The sequence below is a fragment of the Pseudomonas gregormendelii genome, from assembly GCF_017114825.1.
Taxonomy (GTDB): Bacteria; Pseudomonadota; Gammaproteobacteria; order Pseudomonadales; family Pseudomonadaceae; genus Aquipseudomonas; species Aquipseudomonas gregormendelii.
The window spans coordinates 54,124-71,808 of the sequence record NZ_JADEVO010000012.1; the positions used below are offsets into that span (position 1 = coordinate 54,124).

11 protein-coding genes are annotated in these 17,685 nt (G+C 59.7%); 5 read left to right on the forward strand and 6 right to left on the reverse strand.

Translation table 11 applies throughout. The features are described 5' to 3' along the window. Nucleotides 1–10: 10 nt before the first annotated feature. The 4 genes from IMW75_RS10720 to IMW75_RS10735 all read right to left on the reverse strand — a co-directional run bounded on the left by IMW75_RS10720 (nt 11) and on the right by IMW75_RS10735 (nt 7,087). Nucleotides 11–1,432 (reverse strand): efflux transporter outer membrane subunit, encoded by a 1,422-nt coding sequence (locus tag IMW75_RS10720; RefSeq protein ID WP_045058367.1) that lies wholly within the window; start codon nt 1,430–1,432, stop codon nt 11–13. Beyond that, nucleotides 1,429–4,608 (reverse strand): efflux RND transporter permease subunit, encoded by a 3,180-nt coding sequence (locus IMW75_RS10725; RefSeq protein WP_205892591.1) that lies wholly within the window; start codon nt 4,606–4,608, stop codon nt 1,429–1,431. Before IMW75_RS10725 ends, IMW75_RS10720 begins: the two co-directional genes overlap by 4 nt. A 15-nt stretch (nt 4,609–4,623) precedes the next feature. After that, the gene (gene mexE, locus IMW75_RS10730; RefSeq protein WP_045058369.1) at nt 4,624–5,877 is read right to left on the reverse strand and encodes a multidrug efflux RND transporter periplasmic adaptor subunit MexE; all 1,254 of its coding nucleotides are present in this window, start codon (nt 5,875–5,877) and stop codon (nt 4,624–4,626) included. 280 nt (nt 5,878–6,157) lie between these two features. Further along, the gene (locus tag IMW75_RS10735; RefSeq protein ID WP_045058370.1) at nt 6,158–7,087 is read right to left on the reverse strand and encodes a LysR family transcriptional regulator; all 930 of its coding nucleotides are present in this window, start codon (nt 7,085–7,087) and stop codon (nt 6,158–6,160) included. Nucleotides 7,088–7,352: 265 nt separating this feature from the next. On the opposite strand from IMW75_RS10735, the gene IMW75_RS10740 reads away from it, so the two are divergent. The 4 genes from IMW75_RS10740 to pgm all read left to right on the forward strand — a co-directional run bounded on the left by IMW75_RS10740 (nt 7,353) and on the right by pgm (nt 13,549). Next, entirely contained in the window at nt 7,353–8,375 is a 1,023-nt protein-coding gene (locus IMW75_RS10740; RefSeq protein ID WP_045058371.1) for a zinc-dependent alcohol dehydrogenase family protein, read from the forward strand. Between the two features lie 566 nt (nt 8,376–8,941). After that, nucleotides 8,942–10,396, forward strand: a complete 1,455-nt coding sequence (locus IMW75_RS10745) for a hypothetical protein (RefSeq protein WP_082069132.1) — start codon at nt 8,942–8,944, stop codon at nt 10,394–10,396. After that, nucleotides 10,393–11,793, forward strand: coding sequence for an aminotransferase-like domain-containing protein (locus tag IMW75_RS10750; protein ID WP_205892592.1), 1,401 nt, complete (start codon nt 10,393–10,395; stop codon nt 11,791–11,793). The genes IMW75_RS10745 and IMW75_RS10750 overlap by 4 nt, the downstream gene beginning before the upstream one ends. Nucleotides 11,794–11,902: 109 nt before the next feature. Then, nucleotides 11,903–13,549, forward strand: coding sequence for a phosphoglucomutase (alpha-D-glucose-1,6-bisphosphate-dependent) (gene pgm, locus IMW75_RS10755; RefSeq protein ID WP_205892593.1), 1,647 nt, complete (start codon nt 11,903–11,905; stop codon nt 13,547–13,549). 76 nt (nt 13,550–13,625) lie between these two features. Here pgm and IMW75_RS10760 read toward each other — a convergent pair whose 3' ends face one another. Next, nucleotides 13,626–14,321: a pirin family protein gene (locus tag IMW75_RS10760; RefSeq protein ID WP_205892594.1), complete on the reverse strand. Its 696-nt coding sequence runs from the start codon at nt 14,319–14,321 to the stop codon at nt 13,626–13,628. 343 nt (nt 14,322–14,664) lie between these two features. On the opposite strand from IMW75_RS10760, the gene IMW75_RS10765 reads away from it, so the two are divergent. After that, nucleotides 14,665–17,148 carry a UvrD-helicase domain-containing protein gene (locus IMW75_RS10765; RefSeq protein ID WP_205892595.1) on the forward strand — a complete coding sequence of 828 codons (2,484 nt, stop codon included), beginning with the start codon at nt 14,665–14,667 and terminating at the stop codon, nt 17,146–17,148. Between the two features lie 85 nt (nt 17,149–17,233). Here the strand turns inward: IMW75_RS10765 and IMW75_RS10770 are convergent, their stop codons facing one another. Beyond that, nucleotides 17,234–17,506 (reverse strand): DUF1652 domain-containing protein, encoded by a 273-nt coding sequence (locus tag IMW75_RS10770; protein WP_045058376.1) that lies wholly within the window; start codon nt 17,504–17,506, stop codon nt 17,234–17,236. Nucleotides 17,507–17,685: the final 179 nt, after the last annotated feature.

Consider the following 17,685-nt stretch of genomic DNA (forward strand, 5'->3'; position numbering starts at 1 on the left):
CTTGAAGCGGTTACTGACTGGCGACCGTCTCCGGTGCCCAACCGCCGCCGAGGGCCTTGTAGATCGCGACGATGCCGCGATAGAGATCGACCTCGGCCTGGGCCTGGGTATCTTCTGCTGCCAGGCGCTCACGCTGCGCGTCGAGCAGCACGAGGAAGTCGGCCGTGCCTTCGCGGTAACGGATTTGCGCCAGGTCGGCGGCCGCACGGCTTGATTCACTCTGACGAATCAACGAAATCAGGCGCTGTTGGCGTTTGCCATAGTCGCTGAACGCATTTTCCGATTCTTCCAGTGCCAGCAGCACCTGCTGTTCATAGGTCGCCAGCGCGCCTTCGGCATCAGCATCGGCACCGCGCAAACGGGCGCGCACGCTGCCCAGGTCGAACGCCGCCCAGGTAATACTTGGGCCCAGCGCCCAGGCGTTGGCCGCTGCGGAGCCGATCTGCGAACCACGCCCGGCGGTAAAGCCAAGGAAGCCGCTCAGACTGACCCGGGGGAACAGATCGGCCTTGGCCACGCCAATCCGCGCAGTGGCCGACGCCAGCCGGCGCTCGGCACTCAGGATGTCGGGACGGCGTTGCAACAGCTCTCCCGGATCACCGATCGGCAAAGCCTTGGCGATGGCGGGCAGATCTTTGGGGCCGAGGTCGACACTCAATTTGTCGGGGCGCTCACCGAGGAGAGTGGCAATGCGGTTTTTCTGCCGCACCTGCTCGGCTTGCAACTGCGGCACGCTGGCTTCAACCGATGCCAGGCGTGCATCGGCCCTCTCGACATCAAGCTGATCACCGACGCCGGCATCACGCAGGCTGATGGTGATCTTGCGCGACTCCTGCTGATTGTTCAGGTTGGCCAGGGCTATCTTTTCTCGCAGCTGTGCGCCGCGCAGCTGACCGTAGGAATCGACCAGCTCGGCAATCATGGTGACTTGCAGCTGGTACAGATCGGCCTCGATCCCTTGCTGTTCAGCATCGGCCGACTCCAGGTTGCGCTGGATGCGGCCAAACAGATCAATCTCCCAGGCCATGTCCAGGCCCAGGTCGTAACGTTCGCTGTTGACCCGGCTGGTGGTCTGGCCTGGAATCTGCCCCTTGCCAAGGTCGCTGCTGGCGCGGCTGGTGATGGTGGGCATGGCGTCATTGCTGACATCGTCACGAATCGCCCGGGCGGCTTTCCAGCGCGCAAAAGCCACTCGCAAGTCGCGGTTGCCTTGCAGCGACTGGACCACCAACTGGTTGAGGGTCGGATCTTCGAATTGCTGCCACCAGATGCCTTCGAAACGCGAGCGGTCGAAGTTTTTCTGGCCGCCAGTACCTTCGGTCGCCGCCGTGATATGGGCCGGCTCCGTCGCAGGCGTCTGATAGTCCGGGCCTACGGCGCAGGCGCTCAGGGCCAGCACCAGCAGGCTCGGCAGGAAGGCTTTCAGGCTCATTGTTGCGCCTCCAGTTTCAGGGCCTTGGCCGCTTTGCGTTGTTCGCCGCGCTCCACGAAATTACGAATCAGCACATAGAACACCGGCGTCAGCAACAGGCCGAAGAAGGTCACCCCAAGCATCCCGGAGAACACCGCGACACCCATGGCGTGCCGCATTTCGGCGCCAGCACCACTGGAGAACACCAGGGGTACCACACCCATGATGAACGCAAAGGAGGTCATCAGGATCGGCCGCAGACGCAGGCGGCAGGCTTCGAGCACCGCCGCCAGCGGACTCATGCCTTCCTCCTGTTTATCCTTGGCAAACTCGACGATCAGAATCGCGTTCTTACAGGCAAGCCCCACCAACACTATCAAGCCGATCTGGGTAAAGATGTTGTTGTCGCCGCCGGAGGCAATCACACCGACAATCGCCGACAGCAGGGTCATTGGCACGATCAGAATCACCGCCAGAGGCAGGCTCCAGCTTTCGTACTGCGCCGCCAGTACCAGGAACGCCAGCAGTACGCACAGTGGGAACACGAACAGCGCGGTGTTGCCGGACAGGATCTGCTGGTAGGTCAGGTCGGTCCATTCGTACGTCATGCCGTTCGGAAGTTCTTCCTTGAGCAGTTTTTCGATGGCTTTTTCCGCTTGTCCGGAGCTGTAGCCCGGGGCTGCCGCACCGTTGATCTCAGCGGTAATGAAGCCGTTGTAGTGCATGACGCGGTCCGGCCCCGAGGTGTCGCTGACCTTGATGAACGTCGCCAGCGGGATCATTTCACCCTTGTTGTTACGCACCTTGAGCTGGCCGATCTGATCCGGTTCGAGGCGGAACTGCTGTTCGGCCTGGACATTGACCTGATAGGTGCGACCAAAGCGGTTGAAGTCGTTGGCATACAACGAACCCAGGTAGATCTGCAGGGTGTCGAAGATGTCACTGACCGCCACGCCGTGGGTCTTGGCTTTTTCCCGGTCGATGGCTGCATCGACTTGCGGCACGTTCACGGTGTAGCTGGTGAACAGGCCGGCCAGTTCCGGCACGTTGTGGCTCTTGTTGATGATGTTCATGGTTTCCTTGTACAGCTCGTCGTAGCCCAGGTTGCCCCGGTCTTCGATTTGCAGGCGGAAACCGCCAATGGTGCCCAGGCCTTGTACCGGCGGCGGCGGGAAGATCGCCATGTAGGCTTCCTGGATCCCGGCGAACTGGCCGTTCAAAGCACCGGCGATGGCGCCGGCAGACATGCTTGGGTCCTTGCGCTCGTCGAACGGTTTGAGCGTGACGAACACAATGCCGGCGTTCGGGCTGTTGGTGAAACCATTGATCGACAGGCCAGGGAAGGCAACCGCACTGTCCACGCCAGGCTGTTTCAGGGCCAGGTCGGACATGCGCTTGATCACGTCTTCAGTGCGATCCAGGCTCGCCGCATCCGGCAGTTGTGCAAATGCCACCAGGTACTGCTTGTCCTGGCCGGGTACGAAACCGGTCGGCGTGTTGGCGAAACCGAAGAACGTCAGCACCATCAGGCCGGCGTACAGGATCAGGGCAATACCGCTGCTGCGGATAACCCGCGCCACCGTGCCGACATACCCATGGCTGGCCTTGTCGAAGAAGCGGTTGAATGGACGGAACAACCAGCCACCGAACAACTTGTCGAGCCCCCGGGAGAAGCGGTCTTTGGGTGCGTCATGGCTCTTGAGCAATACCGCCGCCAGCGCCGGCGACAGGGTCAGCGAGTTAAACGCCGAGATCACCGTCGAGATCGCAATGGTCAGGGCGAACTGTTTATAGAACTGCCCGGTGAGGCCGGAAATGAATGCCGCCGGAATAAACACCGCACACAACACCAGTGCCGTGGCGATGATCGGCCCGGTCACTTCGCGCATGGCACGCTTGGTGGCCTCGACGGGGGTCAGCCCCAGTCCGATATTTCGCTCGACGTTCTCCACCACCACGATGGCGTCGTCCACCACGATACCAATGGCCAGCACCAACCCGAACAACGACAGGGCGTTGAGCGAGAAGCCGAATAAATGCATAACCGCAAAGGTACCGATCAGCGATACCGGCACCGCCACCAACGGAATGATCGAGGCGCGCCAGGTTTGCAGGAACAGGATCACCACCAGTACGACCAGGATCAGTGCTTCGAACAGGGTGTGAACCACCGCCTCGATGGAGCCTCGCACGAAGATCGTCGGGTCATAGACGATGCTGAAGTCCATGCCTTCCGGGAAGTTTTTCTTCAGCTCCGCCATCTTGTCGCGGACCTGGTTGGAGATTTCGATGGCGTTGGAACCAGGACGCTGGAAAATCGGAATCGCTACTGCCGGTTGATTGTTCAGCAGTGAACGCAGGGCGTACTGGCTGGAACCCAATTCAACCCGGGCGATGTCCTTGAGACGGGTGATCTCACCGTTGTCCCCGGAGCGAATGATGATGTTCTCGAACTCTTCCTCGGACACCAGGCGACCCTGGGTATTGACCGACAACTGGAACGCCGTGGCATTCGGTGCGGGCGGGGCGCCCAGGGCACCGGCTGCCACCTGGCGGTTCTGCTCGCGAATGGCGGTAACCACATCGGTGGCCGTGAGGTTGCGCGAAGCCGTCTTGTTCGGATCGAGCCAGACCCGCAGGGAGTAGTCGCCCATGCCGAACAGCTGCACATCACCCACACCGCCCAGGCGCGCCAGCTCATCCTTGATGTTGAGCAGGGCATAGTTGGACAGGTACAGCATGTCGTAGCGTTTGTCCGGCGAGGTCAAGTGCACGACCATCGTCAGGTCGGGCGAAGCCTTGTCTACGGTGATACCAATGCGCGTCACTTCCTCGGGAAGTTTGGGCTCGGTACGGGTGACGCGGTTCTGCACCTGCACCTGCGCATTATCCAGGTCGGTACCCAGGGCGAAGGTGATGGTCAGGGTGATCTTGCCATCGGCGGTCGACTGCGAGGACATGTACAGCATGTTCTCGACGCCGGTGATGGCTTGCTCCAGGGGAGCCGCCACGGTCTCACCGATGACTTTGGGGTTGGCACCAGGGAAGTTGGCGCGCACCACGACGGTCGGCGGTACCACTTCCGGGTATTCGCTGATGGGCAACTGGAACAGCGAGATCGCACCGGCAATCAGGATCAGCAGCGACAAAACCGCTGCGAAAATCGGCCGGGATATGAAGAATTGGGAAAAATTCATCGGAGTTGTCGTCCCTTAACCGCGTGGAGTCGCGGCAGCCACTTTCACAACCGAGCCCGGCGCGACCTTGGCAGGTGCGACTTGTGGCAGGTTGCTGGCTTCCAGCGCTTGTCGTTGTTGGGCGAGTGCCGCGAGGGTTTGCTCGCTGGCCATCGGAATCACTTCAGGGGTGACCGGTGAGCCGGGACGTACACGTTGCAGGCCCTTGACGATCACCGTGTCATCTTTGCTCAGGCCGCTGCGCACGATGCGCAACCCTTCAATCTTCGGCCCCAGCTCGACCGCGCGGTAAGCGGTGTTGTTGTCGCCATCCATCACCAGCACGAACTTCTTGCCCAGGTCAGTACCGACCGCTTCATCGTTGATCAACACGGCGGAGTAGGTGCCGCTGCCGACCAGTTTCAGCCGCGCATAAAGGCCCGGGGTGTAGGCGCCGTCAGTGTTGTCGAATACCGCGCGACCACGGATGGTGCCGGTTTTCGGGTTGACCTGGTTGTCGACAAAGTTCATTACACCCTGATGCGGGTTGCCGTCTTCGTTGGACAGGCCCAGGTACACCGGAGTGGTTGCACCGCGTTTGCCCTGGCGCGCCAGCTGGGTGTACTTGAGGAACACGCGCTCGTCGGCGTCGAAGTAGGCATAGACCTTATCGGTGGAAACCACGCTGGTCAGCGCCGTGGTGTCGGCCGTCACCAGGTTGCCGGCGGTGATCTCCGCACGGCTGACGCGACCGCTGATAGGCGCGGTGACTCGGGTGAAGCTCAGGTTCAGTTTCGCCAGGTCGAGTTGCGCTTGCAGGGCGCCGACGGCTGCGCGGGCTTCTTGCGAAGCGCTGGTGCGCGAATCGGCCAGCTCTGCGGAAATCGCATTGCTGCTGCGCAGGCGTTCACCGCGCTGGGCTTCGTTCTCACTGCGGGTGGCGTTGGCGCGCGATTGCGCAACCAGGGCTTCGAGGCGGCGGACCTCTGCCTGGAACGGACGCGGGTCGATCTGGAACAGCAGGTCACCTTTCTTGACCAGCGCGCCTTCAGTGAAGGCTACTTCATCGATCTGCCCGGAAACCCGCGGACGAATTTCCACGGTCTCCGGCGCTTCGAGGCGCCCGGTGAATTCGTCCCATTCGTTGACTGGCTGTTCCAGCACCTTGGCCACGCTGACCTTGGCAGCTGGCATGGCGGCCGCTGTCTCCGGCGTCTTGCCGCAGGCGCTCATCACCAGTACGGCCAGCATGGCCAACGGGAAGCGCAAATGTTTGAGTGACTGTTCCATGGATGCATCCGCCAATGTATTAAGAATGGACGGATGATGATCGGCGGGGTTGTATCGCACGAATCGAATGAAGCGAAGGTAACTATCATTCGGAATGATATAAGAATCAATTCAGCCCTCTAGCATGCGCCTTTCGTTAGGGGGCTATCAATATGCTTGATGGTAATTGTTTGTTGCGGGACGTGTAAGGATTGGTCTCTGCCCGACAATGAGTCGGTCGTCATGGGTCGGGCGAAGGCCGTCTTGCTTTTTGCCGCTAATCTAAACCGGCTTTCGGCCTTTAATGCCCCGGTAGCTCAAGACTGTCCGGATCGCCGAAAAACATCTGGATGCGCGAGCGCAACCAGCGTTCTCCAGGATCGTTGTCCTGCGAGCCACGCCAGGCCATATGCAGTTCGAAACTGCGCACTGGCAAAGGCGGGTCCTCGGCGCGCACGCCGCCGGCGGCAGTCAGAGCATCGGCGGTGTAATCGGGCACGGTGGCGACAATATCCGTCCCGGACAGCAACGTGCTCAAGCCGTTGAACTGCGGTACCGCGAGCACGACATGGCGCTTGCGCCCAAGTTTTTCCAGCTCTTCATCGATAAAGCCACTGAGGTCACCGGCGAACGACACCAGGGCATGGGGGCGGGCGCAGAAGTCGTCCAGGCTCAGGGGGCCCGGCACCGTATCGGCACGCAGCAGTTTGGGCATGCTGCGGCGCAGCACCTTGCGTTTGGCGTTGGCCGGAAGGTCGGCGGTGTAGCTGACGCCGATGGAGATCTCGCCCGAAGCCAGCAGGGCCGGCATCAGGATGTAGTTGGCGCGGCGCACTACCAGCACGATCCCTGGGGATTCGGCGCGCAGGCGCTTGAGCAGCATCGGCAGCAGGGCAAATTCGACATCGTCCGACAGCCCGATGCGAAATACCGCCGTGCTGGTGGCTGGGTCGAATTCTGCTGCGCGGCTGACGGCCGTGGAAATCGAATCCAGTGCCGGGGAGAGCAGGGCGAAGATCTCCACCGCCCGTGCGGAAGGCTCCATGCTGCGGCCGGTGCGCACGAACAACGGATCATCGAACAACCCCCGCAGGCGCGAGAGCGCGGCGCTGATCGCGGGCTGGCCAAGGAACAATTTCTCCGCAGCGCGGGTCACACTGCGCTCGTGCATGAGTGTTTCGAATACGATCAACAGGTTCAGGTCGACACGACGCAGGTCATTACGATTCATCTGGAGTCCTGGCAGAGTCAAGGCTTGACGGGGGCGGTCATATGAGAACAATGACCGGCATGAATCTTACGGGGAAAGGCTGGTACTCTGCACCGAATAATTCATTTTTACCGATGCAGTTCGCCCATGTCCTGGCCAACCGTTGATCCTTTCGAGGGTGCGGAATCAATGACAGGCATGTCGACTATTAATAGCCACTGATAGTCTTGGCTACAAAGCCCATATAGAGTTCGGGGCATTAGAGGTTTCTTTGACGAGGTTTGCGATGTCACGCACGATCCGTTTTCACAAGTTTGGTCCGGCCGAGGTGCTCAAATGCGAAGAGCATGCGGCTGCTTTGCCCGCGCCGGGCGAAGTGCAGGTGCGCGTCGAGGCGATTGGCATCAGCTGGTACGACATTCTCTGGCGCCAGAACCTGGCTCCCTCTCATGCTCGCCTGCCTTCGGGCCTGGGGCATGAAATGTCTGGCGTGGTCACGGCGCTCGGAGAGGGCGTCGACGATCTGGAAGTGGGAGACAAGGTTGCCAGCTTCCCGGCGCAGAGCCCGAATGATTACCCGGTGTACGGCGAACAGATTGTACTGCCACGCACTGCGCTGACCCGTTACCCGGATGTACTCAGCCCGGTTGAAGCCAGCGTGCACTACACGCCGCTGTTGATCGCCTATTTTGCTTATGTCGACCTGGCACGGGTCAAACCCGGCCAGTTCGCCCTGGTCACTGACGCCAGCCACTGTGCCGGTCCGTCTTTTGTACAACTGGGCAAGGCGTTGGGCGTACGGGTTATCGCGGCGACGAAGAATGCCGAAGAGCGGGAAAACCTGCTGTCCCTCGGGGCGGAAAAAGTCATCGTCACCGAGGAACAGGATCTGCTGATGCAGATCAACAAGATCACCGATAACCGTGGCGTTGACGTGGTGTTCGATGGCTTGGGTGGCCCGCAGATGTCAATGCTCGGCGATGTCCTTGCACCCCGTGGCAGCCTGGTGCTGTACGGTCTGCAAGGGGGCAACCAGACGCCGTTCCCGGCCTGTGCAGCGTTCCAGAAGAACATTCAGTTCTTCGTCCACTGCATCGGTAACTTCACCGGCAAGCCGGAACTGGGCATCGTCCAGGACCAGGTGTCGCTGCAGCGTGCCCTGCGCGATATCAACCAGCTGACGGCGGACCGCGTGCTGCTGCCACTCAAGACTCGGGTGTTCCCGTTTGCCGAGTTCGTCGAAGCCCACCGCTACATGGACGAATGCCCATGCCGCGAACGGGTCGCGCTTCAAGTCGAACCGGCCTGACGTCCCCCCCCCTGAAAAAGTCCGTGACCCACACGGACTTTTTTGTTTTCGGGTTTTAAACAAACCTCCTGTTTCTCTTCCGGGCAGCCTGTTCAGCAACTGAACTGGTTTTTCCCCACCATCTGTATCTTCTAATCAGCCAGTAAGCCTTGATAATTGAACGATTGCTTTCATCTCAAGGAATGTGTCATGACTGAGTGTCAAGTTGTTACTTTTCAGTACAGTCCGTTGATATGCGCCAAACAATCTGTTGATCATCTTTCAGTGATCAAAAACGCACTTGTAGCTTTATTCCTAAATTCTCGTAGTAATTATCTGTCAGACATTGTGGGATATTTCCTAGGACGCAGAGTAAGCCTTCTAACTCAAGGCTTTTGAGCGGTTTCTTTGAAACTATCGGTGATGAAGCCTTGGGCGCGGCTCATTTATTTCAAATAATGTCTTGTCCCTTTAAGTGCTAGCATTTGGTAATAAATCTCCGTCGTCAGAATGGAACGGGCAAAGCGCTGCGCAAAAATTATTTGCGCGGGTCGTGATATCGATTTTCCAGCACCAGGTATATAAATATGACCAGCATCCATGATCAAGCCATGAACCATGTCTACCAACAGATATTGCAACGGTTACTGGGTTTTTTCTCTCGCGCCGAACGCACGGCGTTACAGCTGTTAATTCAGCGCCTGGTAGTTGCCGCAGGTGGCATGGAGCGCCTTGCCGATTACAAGGTATTGGTGATTCAGACCGGGTCCCGGGACAGTTGTTACACCCTGGCGCTGTTGCGTGCAGCACAGTTGAGCATCGCCGGCCGCGCACCGGCCACCTTCCAGCTGCGTGTCGCGTCGTTGCAGCAGAGCGGTGTCAGCGCCACCGCGCTGGACAACATCCACAACAGTTACAGCGCTTTGTTCCTTTATGACGACCCGCGGGTCGAAGTGCTGAGGGCCGACAATCGTGAGGTGCTGCCGTTCACTCAGCCAGCGCCAATATCCGAAGCCGGCCGCGAGGTCAGCCGCCTGAACCTGCTGATGGTCGGACATCGCCGCGACAGCGATGATGCCCTTGATCTCTGGGACAACGGATTTCTCGCCACGGGCGAGTTCTATGGCCAGATCGCGCGGTGGGATGGTGGGGTAGACGCCTTGGTCAGTAGCGAAACACCACGCCAGCAGAAGCAATTTTTGTACGGCTTCAAGCGGGCGACCGCCAAGGCCGGCCTCTTGCCGTCGCGGTACACTGAACACGGCTACGAAGATCTGTTCACGCTGCTCGATGAGCTCGGCCCGGAGTACTATCAGGGGTTTGAGCCCGAGCTCATGCAGCCGCACTGGCGTCCCGCTGAACTGTTCGAAACCTGCCGGCGCGCGACCTTCATCGACATACACGACATGCTGGTCAGCAATCTTGAGCAGCGCTGGCCGCTGCTGACCGAATTCCTGGGCTTCCAGCCCGACGGACTGATGGCCTACGCGAGCGATAATGAGCTCGTCAGCCTTGAACTGAGCGCTCATGTACGCGGTTTACAGGCCTGTTTCATGCACGGCGACAGCTATGAATCAGGGGTCGCCGAGTTCTTCCAGCGAGCACTGGTCATGATGCGCCGCAAGCAGCTATCGGATGGCTTGTGCCAGCAGGCTGCGCAAGTGTTTGGCCAAATCACCACGGATGCCGAACAGCGTGCCCTGGGCACTGCATATGCGCAGAAGAATCTTGGCCTGAGCGAAGCGCAGCTGGTGTGCCTGCTGTTCGCGCCTTTCGTCGACAAGGGCGCGAGGCTGGAGGGTTTCCTGCGCCGGTGCCATCCCGGGATGCTGATCGCCGTGCCGGATTTGCACCGAGCCATGCAAGGCCACGCTGTGCCCGAGCAGATCCTGCAATGGATGGTGGATGTCAGCGGCTTGCCGCTCGCGTTGATTGGCAAGCTTTATCGCATGGAGCGGGCAGTTGAAGATGCACCAGGCGCGTCCTCGATCAGCTGCGATACGGGCAACACCCAAGCGAGTGACTGGTCAACGGGGCGTTGAATGGCGTGCGAGAAACCGGCTTCGCCTACCAGGCGGTTTACCGCTACCTGACCCAACTGATCAATGAGTCGGCCAGGGACGCCCGGGTGCGCCTCCCTTCCTTGCGCCAATTGGCCGACCGCTTGAGCGTCTCGATCTCGACCATCCAGTCTGCCTACTCGCTACTGGAGAAAGAGGGGCGGGTTTACTCCTTGGCCAAGTCGGGGTACTCCGCAGTGCCGGTGTCGTCCATCGACACCCTGGGTCATGGTCACGATCTGCTGGAAACCGTTTACGTCAACGCCCGAAACCCGTCCATGCTGGTGCTCAGCGCCGACGAGCCGACCCTGTTGCAGCCCCTGGACAGCCCTTTGCTGCTGCTCGAGCGGGAACTGCTACGCCAGTACCCGCGGCAGCCGCAATCGTCAGCGCAGCCCTGCGGCGAACTGGAACTGCGGGCGGCACTGGCGGCGCGGTATACCACCTCGCCACAGCGCTGCTGGCACGCCGAAGACGTGTACATCGGCGCGGATCTGCGTGGCGTGCTGGAGATCCTCATCGAGGTGCTGAGCCTCAGGCATTCCACGGTCGTGGTGGAATCGCCTTGCGAGTGGCCCGTGCTGCGCCTGTTCGAGTCGGCCGACGTCAAGGTCGTTGAATTGGCCGTACAAGCCGATGGCGAGCTGGATGTCGACACGCTTGAACGGGCGCTGCAGCTGAATCCGGTGCAACTGGTGCTGTTGTCCTCGCGGTTGAATATACCCCGCGCCAGCCTGGCGTCCGAGGACAACCGGCGCGCCATTGCGCGGCTGCTGGAGCGGCATGCCTGCTGGGTCCTGGAAAATGACTGCCACGGCGAACTCGGCTTCGATCCGGACGGCCTGCGCTTTCGCGACCTGCTGGACCCTGATCGGCTGCTGGTCTATTCAACGTTTGAAAAAATCATCGGGCCTGAGGCGCCCTTTGGCTATGTGCTTTCGCGGCAACTGCGCATGCAGTTGCAACGGCAATTTCTGTTGCGCTCGTTCCGATTGTCGCCGATTCGCCAGAAAGCCATCGCACGCCTGTACATCAACGGGCGGATTGATCAGCACCTTCAGGTGTTGCGTCGCCTGCTCAAGGATCGCTCGGTACAGATGAGCCAGTTGCTGAACGAACGACTGGGCGATGCCCTGAGCTTTGTCGAGCCCCAGGGCGGCGCAACGATCTGGGTACGCTCATTGCGCCAGGTGGATGTGCGCCGGGTGTTCCAGCGCTTGCTGCAACGCCAGGTATTGATTGCCCCCGGCGAGTTGTTCAGTTTGCAGGGACTGCATGCGCAGCACATGCGTCTGAGCCATACCTTCGGCGGCGATCATGACCTGTCGGCCGCCATCGGCTTGCTCGGTGACGCGTTGCGCCTGGAGTCGCTGGATTAAGCAAAGCAGCCGGTGTCGTGCACGTGGGGGATCGATCTGATCGCGTTGTGGTCAAACTGCCAGTAAACTGCGATCCAATTCCCGAACCAATAGATTCCAGAGGTTTTGCATGACACTCAATCCTTTTGCGGGCAAACCTGCACCGGCAGAACTGTTGGTCGATATCCCGCGACTGGTAACGGCCTACTACACCGGCCAGCCCGACGCCGCCATCTCCACCCAACGCGTCGCGTTCGGCACCTCAGGGCACCGCGGCAGCTCGTTCGATTTGAGTTTCAACGAATGGCACGTCCTGGCGATCAGCCAGGCTATTTGCCTGTATCGCCAGGCGCAGGGCATCGACGGCCCGCTGTTCGTCGGGATCGATACCCATGCATTGTCCACTCCGGCGGGCGCCAGCGCCCTGGAAGTACTCGCCGCCAACGGCGTCACCGTAATGATTGCCGAGGGTGACGAATACACCCCAACGCCGGCCATCTCCCACGCCATCCTGTGCTACAACCGTGGCCGTACCTCGGGCCTGGCCGACGGCATCGTCATTACGCCGTCGCACAACCCGCCACAAAGCGGGGGCTACAAGTACAACCCCACCAATGGCGGCCCGGCTGACACCCACATCACCAAGTGGATCGAAGCCAAAGCCAATGAACTGCTGGGCAACAAGCTCGCCGGCGTCAAGCGCATCAGCTACGAGCAAGCCTTGAAGGTCGAGACCACCCATCGCCACGACTACCTCAATACCTATGTCGCCGACCTGATCAACGTGATCGATTTCGATGCCATTCGCGCCGCCAAGCTGCGCCTGGGTGTAGATCCGCTGGGTGGAGCAGGGGTGCGTTACTGGTCAGCGATCGCCGATCACTACCAACTCGACCTCGAGGTGGTCAACAAACAAGTGGATCCGACCTTCCGCTTCATGACGGTTGACTGGGATGGCCAGATTCGCATGGACCCCTCGTCCAGCCATGCCATGCAAGGCCTGATCGGCCTCAAGGAACGCTTCGACGTGGCATTCGCTTGCGATCCGGACCACGATCGCCACGGCATCGTCACGCCGTCGGGTGGTCTGTTGGCACCCAACAGCTACCTCGCTGTGTCGATCGATTACCTGTTCCAGAACCGTCCACTGTGGCGCGCCGACGCTGCCGTGGGCAAGACCGTGGTCAGCAGTGGCCTGATCGATCGAGTCGCCAAGCGCCTGGGTCGGCGATTGTATGAAGTGCCGGTCGGCTTCAAATGGTTTGCGGACGGCCTGTTTGACGGTTCCCTGGGCTTTGGCGGCGAAGAAAGCGCCGGTGCCTCGTTCCTGCGCAAGGACGGTGGCGTCTGGAGCACCGACAAGGACGGTCTGATCCCGGCATTGCTGGCTGCAGAGATGACCGCCCGCACTGGGCGTGATCCGAGCCAGGCTTATCGCGCCCTGACCGATGAGCTGGGCGAACCGTTCTCGGTACGGGTCGACGCCAAGGCCAACCCGGAACAGAAAGCCTTGCTGAGCAAATTGTCGCCTGACCAAGTGACATCGACCCAACTGGCCGGGGAAGCAATCCAGAGCATCCTCAGCCATGCACCGGGTAACGACCAGGCCATCGGCGGACTGAAAGTCATGACCGAAAACGGCTGGTTCGCCGCGCGCCCGTCCGGCACCGAAGACATCTACAAAATCTACGCCGAGAGCTTCGTCAGTGACGAGCACCTCAAGCTGCTGGTTGCGGAAGCGCAGACACTGGTGGACGGCGCTATTTCCTCGAAGTAATCAGGATAGGGCCACGCAACAGCGAAAGGGGCGACCGTTGAGGTTCGCCCCTTTTTTTCGTTGATGGCCTTGCCGGTCAAGCCAGGTCCACCAGCACCACTTCACTGTCTTCAATGGCAGTTACTCTCAGCACCTGCTCGTCTGCAATCGCCACACCGTCTCGAGCTTGTGCCTGCAAGCCATTGACTTCAATACGCCCGGTGGCTGGCACCAGGTAGGCACGGCGGCCGCCGTCCAGACGATATTCAGCTGTTTCCCCGGCCTTGAGGTTGGCCGCGACCAGGCGGGCATCCGCACGAATCCGCAGGCTTTCATCATCTCCCGCCTTGCCGCTGGCCAAGGTTACAAAACCTTCGCGCTGACCCTTGGGAAATGGTTTGGCGCCCCAGGACGGCGCCGATCCAGCTTCGTTGGGGATGATCCATATCTGGAAAATCCGCGTCTCGGTCGCTTCCAGGTTGTACTCGCTATGGGCAATCCCCGTGCCGGCACTCATGACCTGAACGTCACCGGCTTCGGTGCGCCCCTTGTTGCCAAGGTTGTCTTCGTGGGTAATTGCGCCTTCACGGACATAGGTAATGATCTCCATGTCCCGGTGCGGATGCTTCGGAAAACCGGTGCCCGAGGCAATCACGTCATCATTCCAGACCCGCAGATTGCCCCAGTTCATGCGCTTGGGGTCATGGTACTCGGCAAATGAAAAATGGTGATGTGCGTCCAGCCAGCCATGATGAGCGCCGCCAAGGGAGGTAAAGGGTCTGAGTTCAAGCATGATCGTCTCCTGCCAAAAGGTGATTTATGGCGATCATCATCCGTCAGTCACACATCGATAAAAAGCGTAAATAATGTCTCAATATAATCGAAACGCTCGATATATTTACGAGTGGACATCTTCCCAGCCAGGCTTCAATTCATCGCCTAACCCAATGACTCGCAAGCATTTCGCTAGAACTCCAGGCCAAATAAAGACACCATAGCGCCCAACAGCCTCACAGCCTCACAGCCTCACAGCCTCACAGCCTCACAGCCTCACAGCCTCACAGCCTCACAGCCTCACAGCCTCACAGCCTCACAGCCTCACAGCCTCACAGCCTCACAGCCTGGAGTCCATCCGCGTGCCGCAACACACCCCCGATCTTCCTCCTGAACTTCGTCCGTTGGCAGAGATGCCATTGCTCAAACGCCTGGCCGCCCGGTTCTTTGGCCACGGCCTGACGCGCCTGCGTGCCCAGCACCGGGCGTCGTGGTTGCACGGGCAGGCGGATGGGTTTCGCAGCGGGCACAGTGCCGGGGTGGATTACGGGTATAAGGAAGGCAAGCTCGAAGGGCTTGAAGAGGGGCGGCAGGTTCTGTTGATTCGCGACTCGCGCAGCACCGAGCACCGCCCGCCCAATGTCGACGATTACCTGTTCGACGACTGGCGCCTGCCATTGACCGCCGAACTGAAAAAACGCATGAAGGCCGATGTCGGCCGGTTACTGCCAGCCCATGCCCAGCCCAGTGCTGCGCAGTGGAAGATGATCTTCAGCGACACCCCGTCGACCTCGGTGATTGCCGGTGCCGGAGCAGGCAAGTCGACGACCCTGGTGCTGCGTATCCTGCTGTTGACCCACTATCTGGGGTTCGAACTCGACTCGATGACCGTAGTGACTTTTACCCGGGAGTCACGCAAGGACTTCATCAACAAGCTGATCGAGATGTTTGCACTGTGGGGGCGGGCGCTGAGTTTCAAGGAGGCGCGCGACCTGGTGCGTACTTTTCACTCACGAATCCTGCCCCTGGTGCGCAGCTTGCCTGGATTCGAACGCCTGCAGGCCTTCGAGAACCTGAGCCTGCGCGCCACCGGCCAGGACGAAGAGGTCGACAGCAACCCGTTCGACCTGCGCATCAATGACGCCCAGCGCCAGCAGCTCAACGCCTGCTACCACAGCCTGCATACCCGTGATGCGCGCTTTCGCGACCTGATCACGCCACTGTCCCGGCATGCCTTGCAGCTCAAGGAGCTGGAGCGCGATCACCCTGACGTGCAGAAACGCGTGGCGGTGACCCAACTGGCGGCCAATCGTGATGAAGAATTGTGCGATACCATCGAAGACCTATGGTTTCGCGCGGGTGCATGGCCGATCAAGGGCATTGAGCCCAAGCGCCAGACGTTCGACATCAATGGCTCGACCTTCCATTGTCACGGCTACATTGCGACGCTGGATGCCTGGGTGGTGTTGGGTTTTGATCCACAGGAAAACCCACAGGTTAGCCGTCCAGGGTCGAAACTGTCGGTACGGGCGGAATGGGCGGTAAAGCGCACGTTGTTTCAAGCTTTCTGTCGTAAGCCATTGATATGGTTAGATACCTATCAATCTTCCAAGCGAGTGCTAGCGTCGCTTGCCGGTGATGCCAGCGCCGGTCCTGGCTTCGATTACAAGGTCAAGGGTGAGTTGGCTTCCGCGCCGCTGCTGGACTGTTTTGTCGCCGCCGCCGGGTTCATCGAGAACCTTGGCCTGGATGTCCCGACGGCCGTGGGTCAGATGAGCTTTGCCAAGGACGATCCCGACCGGTTCTTCTTCGAGGCGTTGAGCCTGTACTGGAGAGCCCTGGAAGATCATCTGCTGGACCAGAAACCACCGATCATGACTTATAACCGCATGTTCGCGTTGTTCAGCGAGCATTCGCCGGAAAACCTCAAGCTGCTGAGCAACGACCTGCTGCGCCCGCTGGCGCACTTGATGATCGATGAATTCCAGGATGTTTCCCCGCAGATAGTCTCCTGGATTCGCGCCAGCCTGGCCGAGATCCGCAGTCGCGGTCCCGCCATGCATGTTGGCCGAGGCGCTCAGCGTTCTTCGTTGTTGTGCGTGGGCGATGATTGGCAGTCCATTTACGGCTGGCGGGGCAGTTCGCCCAGCTATTTCATGGATTTCAACAAGGAGTTTGCGTCGCCGAGCACCACCAAGGTCATGCTCAGCGACAACTATCGCAGCCATCAGCACATCATCGATGCCGCCGAACACATCGTGCGGGCTGCTCCAGCCATTGCCGGAAAGAAAGCCAAGGCGAGCGGTGCAGCCAAGGCGCTGTTACCGGTAAATGTGCTCGATCGGGATGATCAGGGCATGGCCAACCGGCTGATGGAACACTACCGTCAAGGCCATTCGATCTTGATGTTGTATCGAAAAAGCAGCGATAAGCTGTTGATTGAAAAGCATATTCAGCCTGTACTTAATGTAGATTCTAACTTGCCGTATGAAGCGCGCCGGTTGAAACAGCTGACTTATCACAGTGCCAAAGGCCTCCAGGCCGACGCCGTGTTCCTGCTGGGCGACTGCCAGCACCTGACCAGCTCCCCTTACAAGAACCAGGTGTACCGTATGGCGGGGTTAGGCAAGGCGGGCGACAACGAGGCCTACGACAATGCGCAAAAGGACGAGATCCTGCGCTTGGCCTACGTCGGCATTACCCGGGCGGTTAGCCACTGTTACTGGTACGTCGATGCCCAGGACACCCAGGCAGCCAATTTGCCCAAGGCTTCTGATCGGGTCGGCAAGGGCAAGGCGTTCTTCGCCGATCATCGGGCAAACAAGACCCAGCTTGAAAAGGCATGACACCTGTGGCGAGGGACTTTGTTGTGGTAAGGGAGCTTGCTCCTGCTGGGCGGTAAAACGACCCTGCTCTTGAACGCCAAAGATTTCAGGCATAACTCCTAAACGAAACCGGCGGCACAAACGCTTCAAGCTCGTCCTCCACCGCTTCAATGATGCGCTCCACATCCGCAGCGTTCATCACCGTCGCGCACGGAATACCGGCAATGGCGATCATGGTCTCGCCACTGACTCGATCAAACAGACGAGCAATCATGCTCCCCGGCGCGTCCATGCTCGCCTCGAAGCCCATGGGATGAAAATGCCAGCGCATCAGCTGGCAGGCGTTTGGGAAGGTGACCTTGCTAAACCCTTTATTCATGTATTGCCCGCCTTCTTCATCGAGCGCTTCCGTTAGCTCATGTTAGGAGGGAAGAGCCTTCAATGGCTCAACCGGTGATTGCCATTAAAAGTAGCATTCGGATGTGAAAATCCTGTGGCTTTTTCAAACCGTTTGGCGATTGGCTGGCATTTTTTTGATGCAGATCACGCTTGGGCGCA

Coding starts and splice junctions, on each gene's coding strand:
- IMW75_RS10720 (WP_045058367.1), bottom strand. CDS start 1,432: ATGAGCCTGAAAGCCTTCCTGCCGAGCCTGCTGGTGCTGGCCCTGAGC.
- IMW75_RS10725 (WP_205892591.1), bottom strand. CDS start 4,608: ATGAATTTTTCCCAATTCTTCATATCCCGGCCGATTTTCGCAGCGGTT.
- mexE (WP_045058369.1), bottom strand. CDS start 5,877: ATGGAACAGTCACTCAAACATTTGCGCTTCCCGTTGGCCATGCTGGCC.
- IMW75_RS10735 (WP_045058370.1), bottom strand. CDS start 7,087: ATGAATCGTAATGACCTGCGTCGTGTCGACCTGAACCTGTTGATCGTA.
- IMW75_RS10740 (WP_045058371.1), top strand. CDS start 7,353: ATGTCACGCACGATCCGTTTTCACAAGTTTGGTCCGGCCGAGGTGCTC.
- IMW75_RS10745 (WP_082069132.1), top strand. CDS start 8,942: ATGACCAGCATCCATGATCAAGCCATGAACCATGTCTACCAACAGATA.
- pgm (WP_205892593.1), top strand. CDS start 11,903: ATGACACTCAATCCTTTTGCGGGCAAACCTGCACCGGCAGAACTGTTG.
- IMW75_RS10760 (WP_205892594.1), bottom strand. CDS start 14,321: ATGCTTGAACTCAGACCCTTTACCTCCCTTGGCGGCGCTCATCATGGC.
- IMW75_RS10770 (WP_045058376.1), bottom strand. CDS start 17,506: ATGAATAAAGGGTTTAGCAAGGTCACCTTCCCAAACGCCTGCCAGCTG.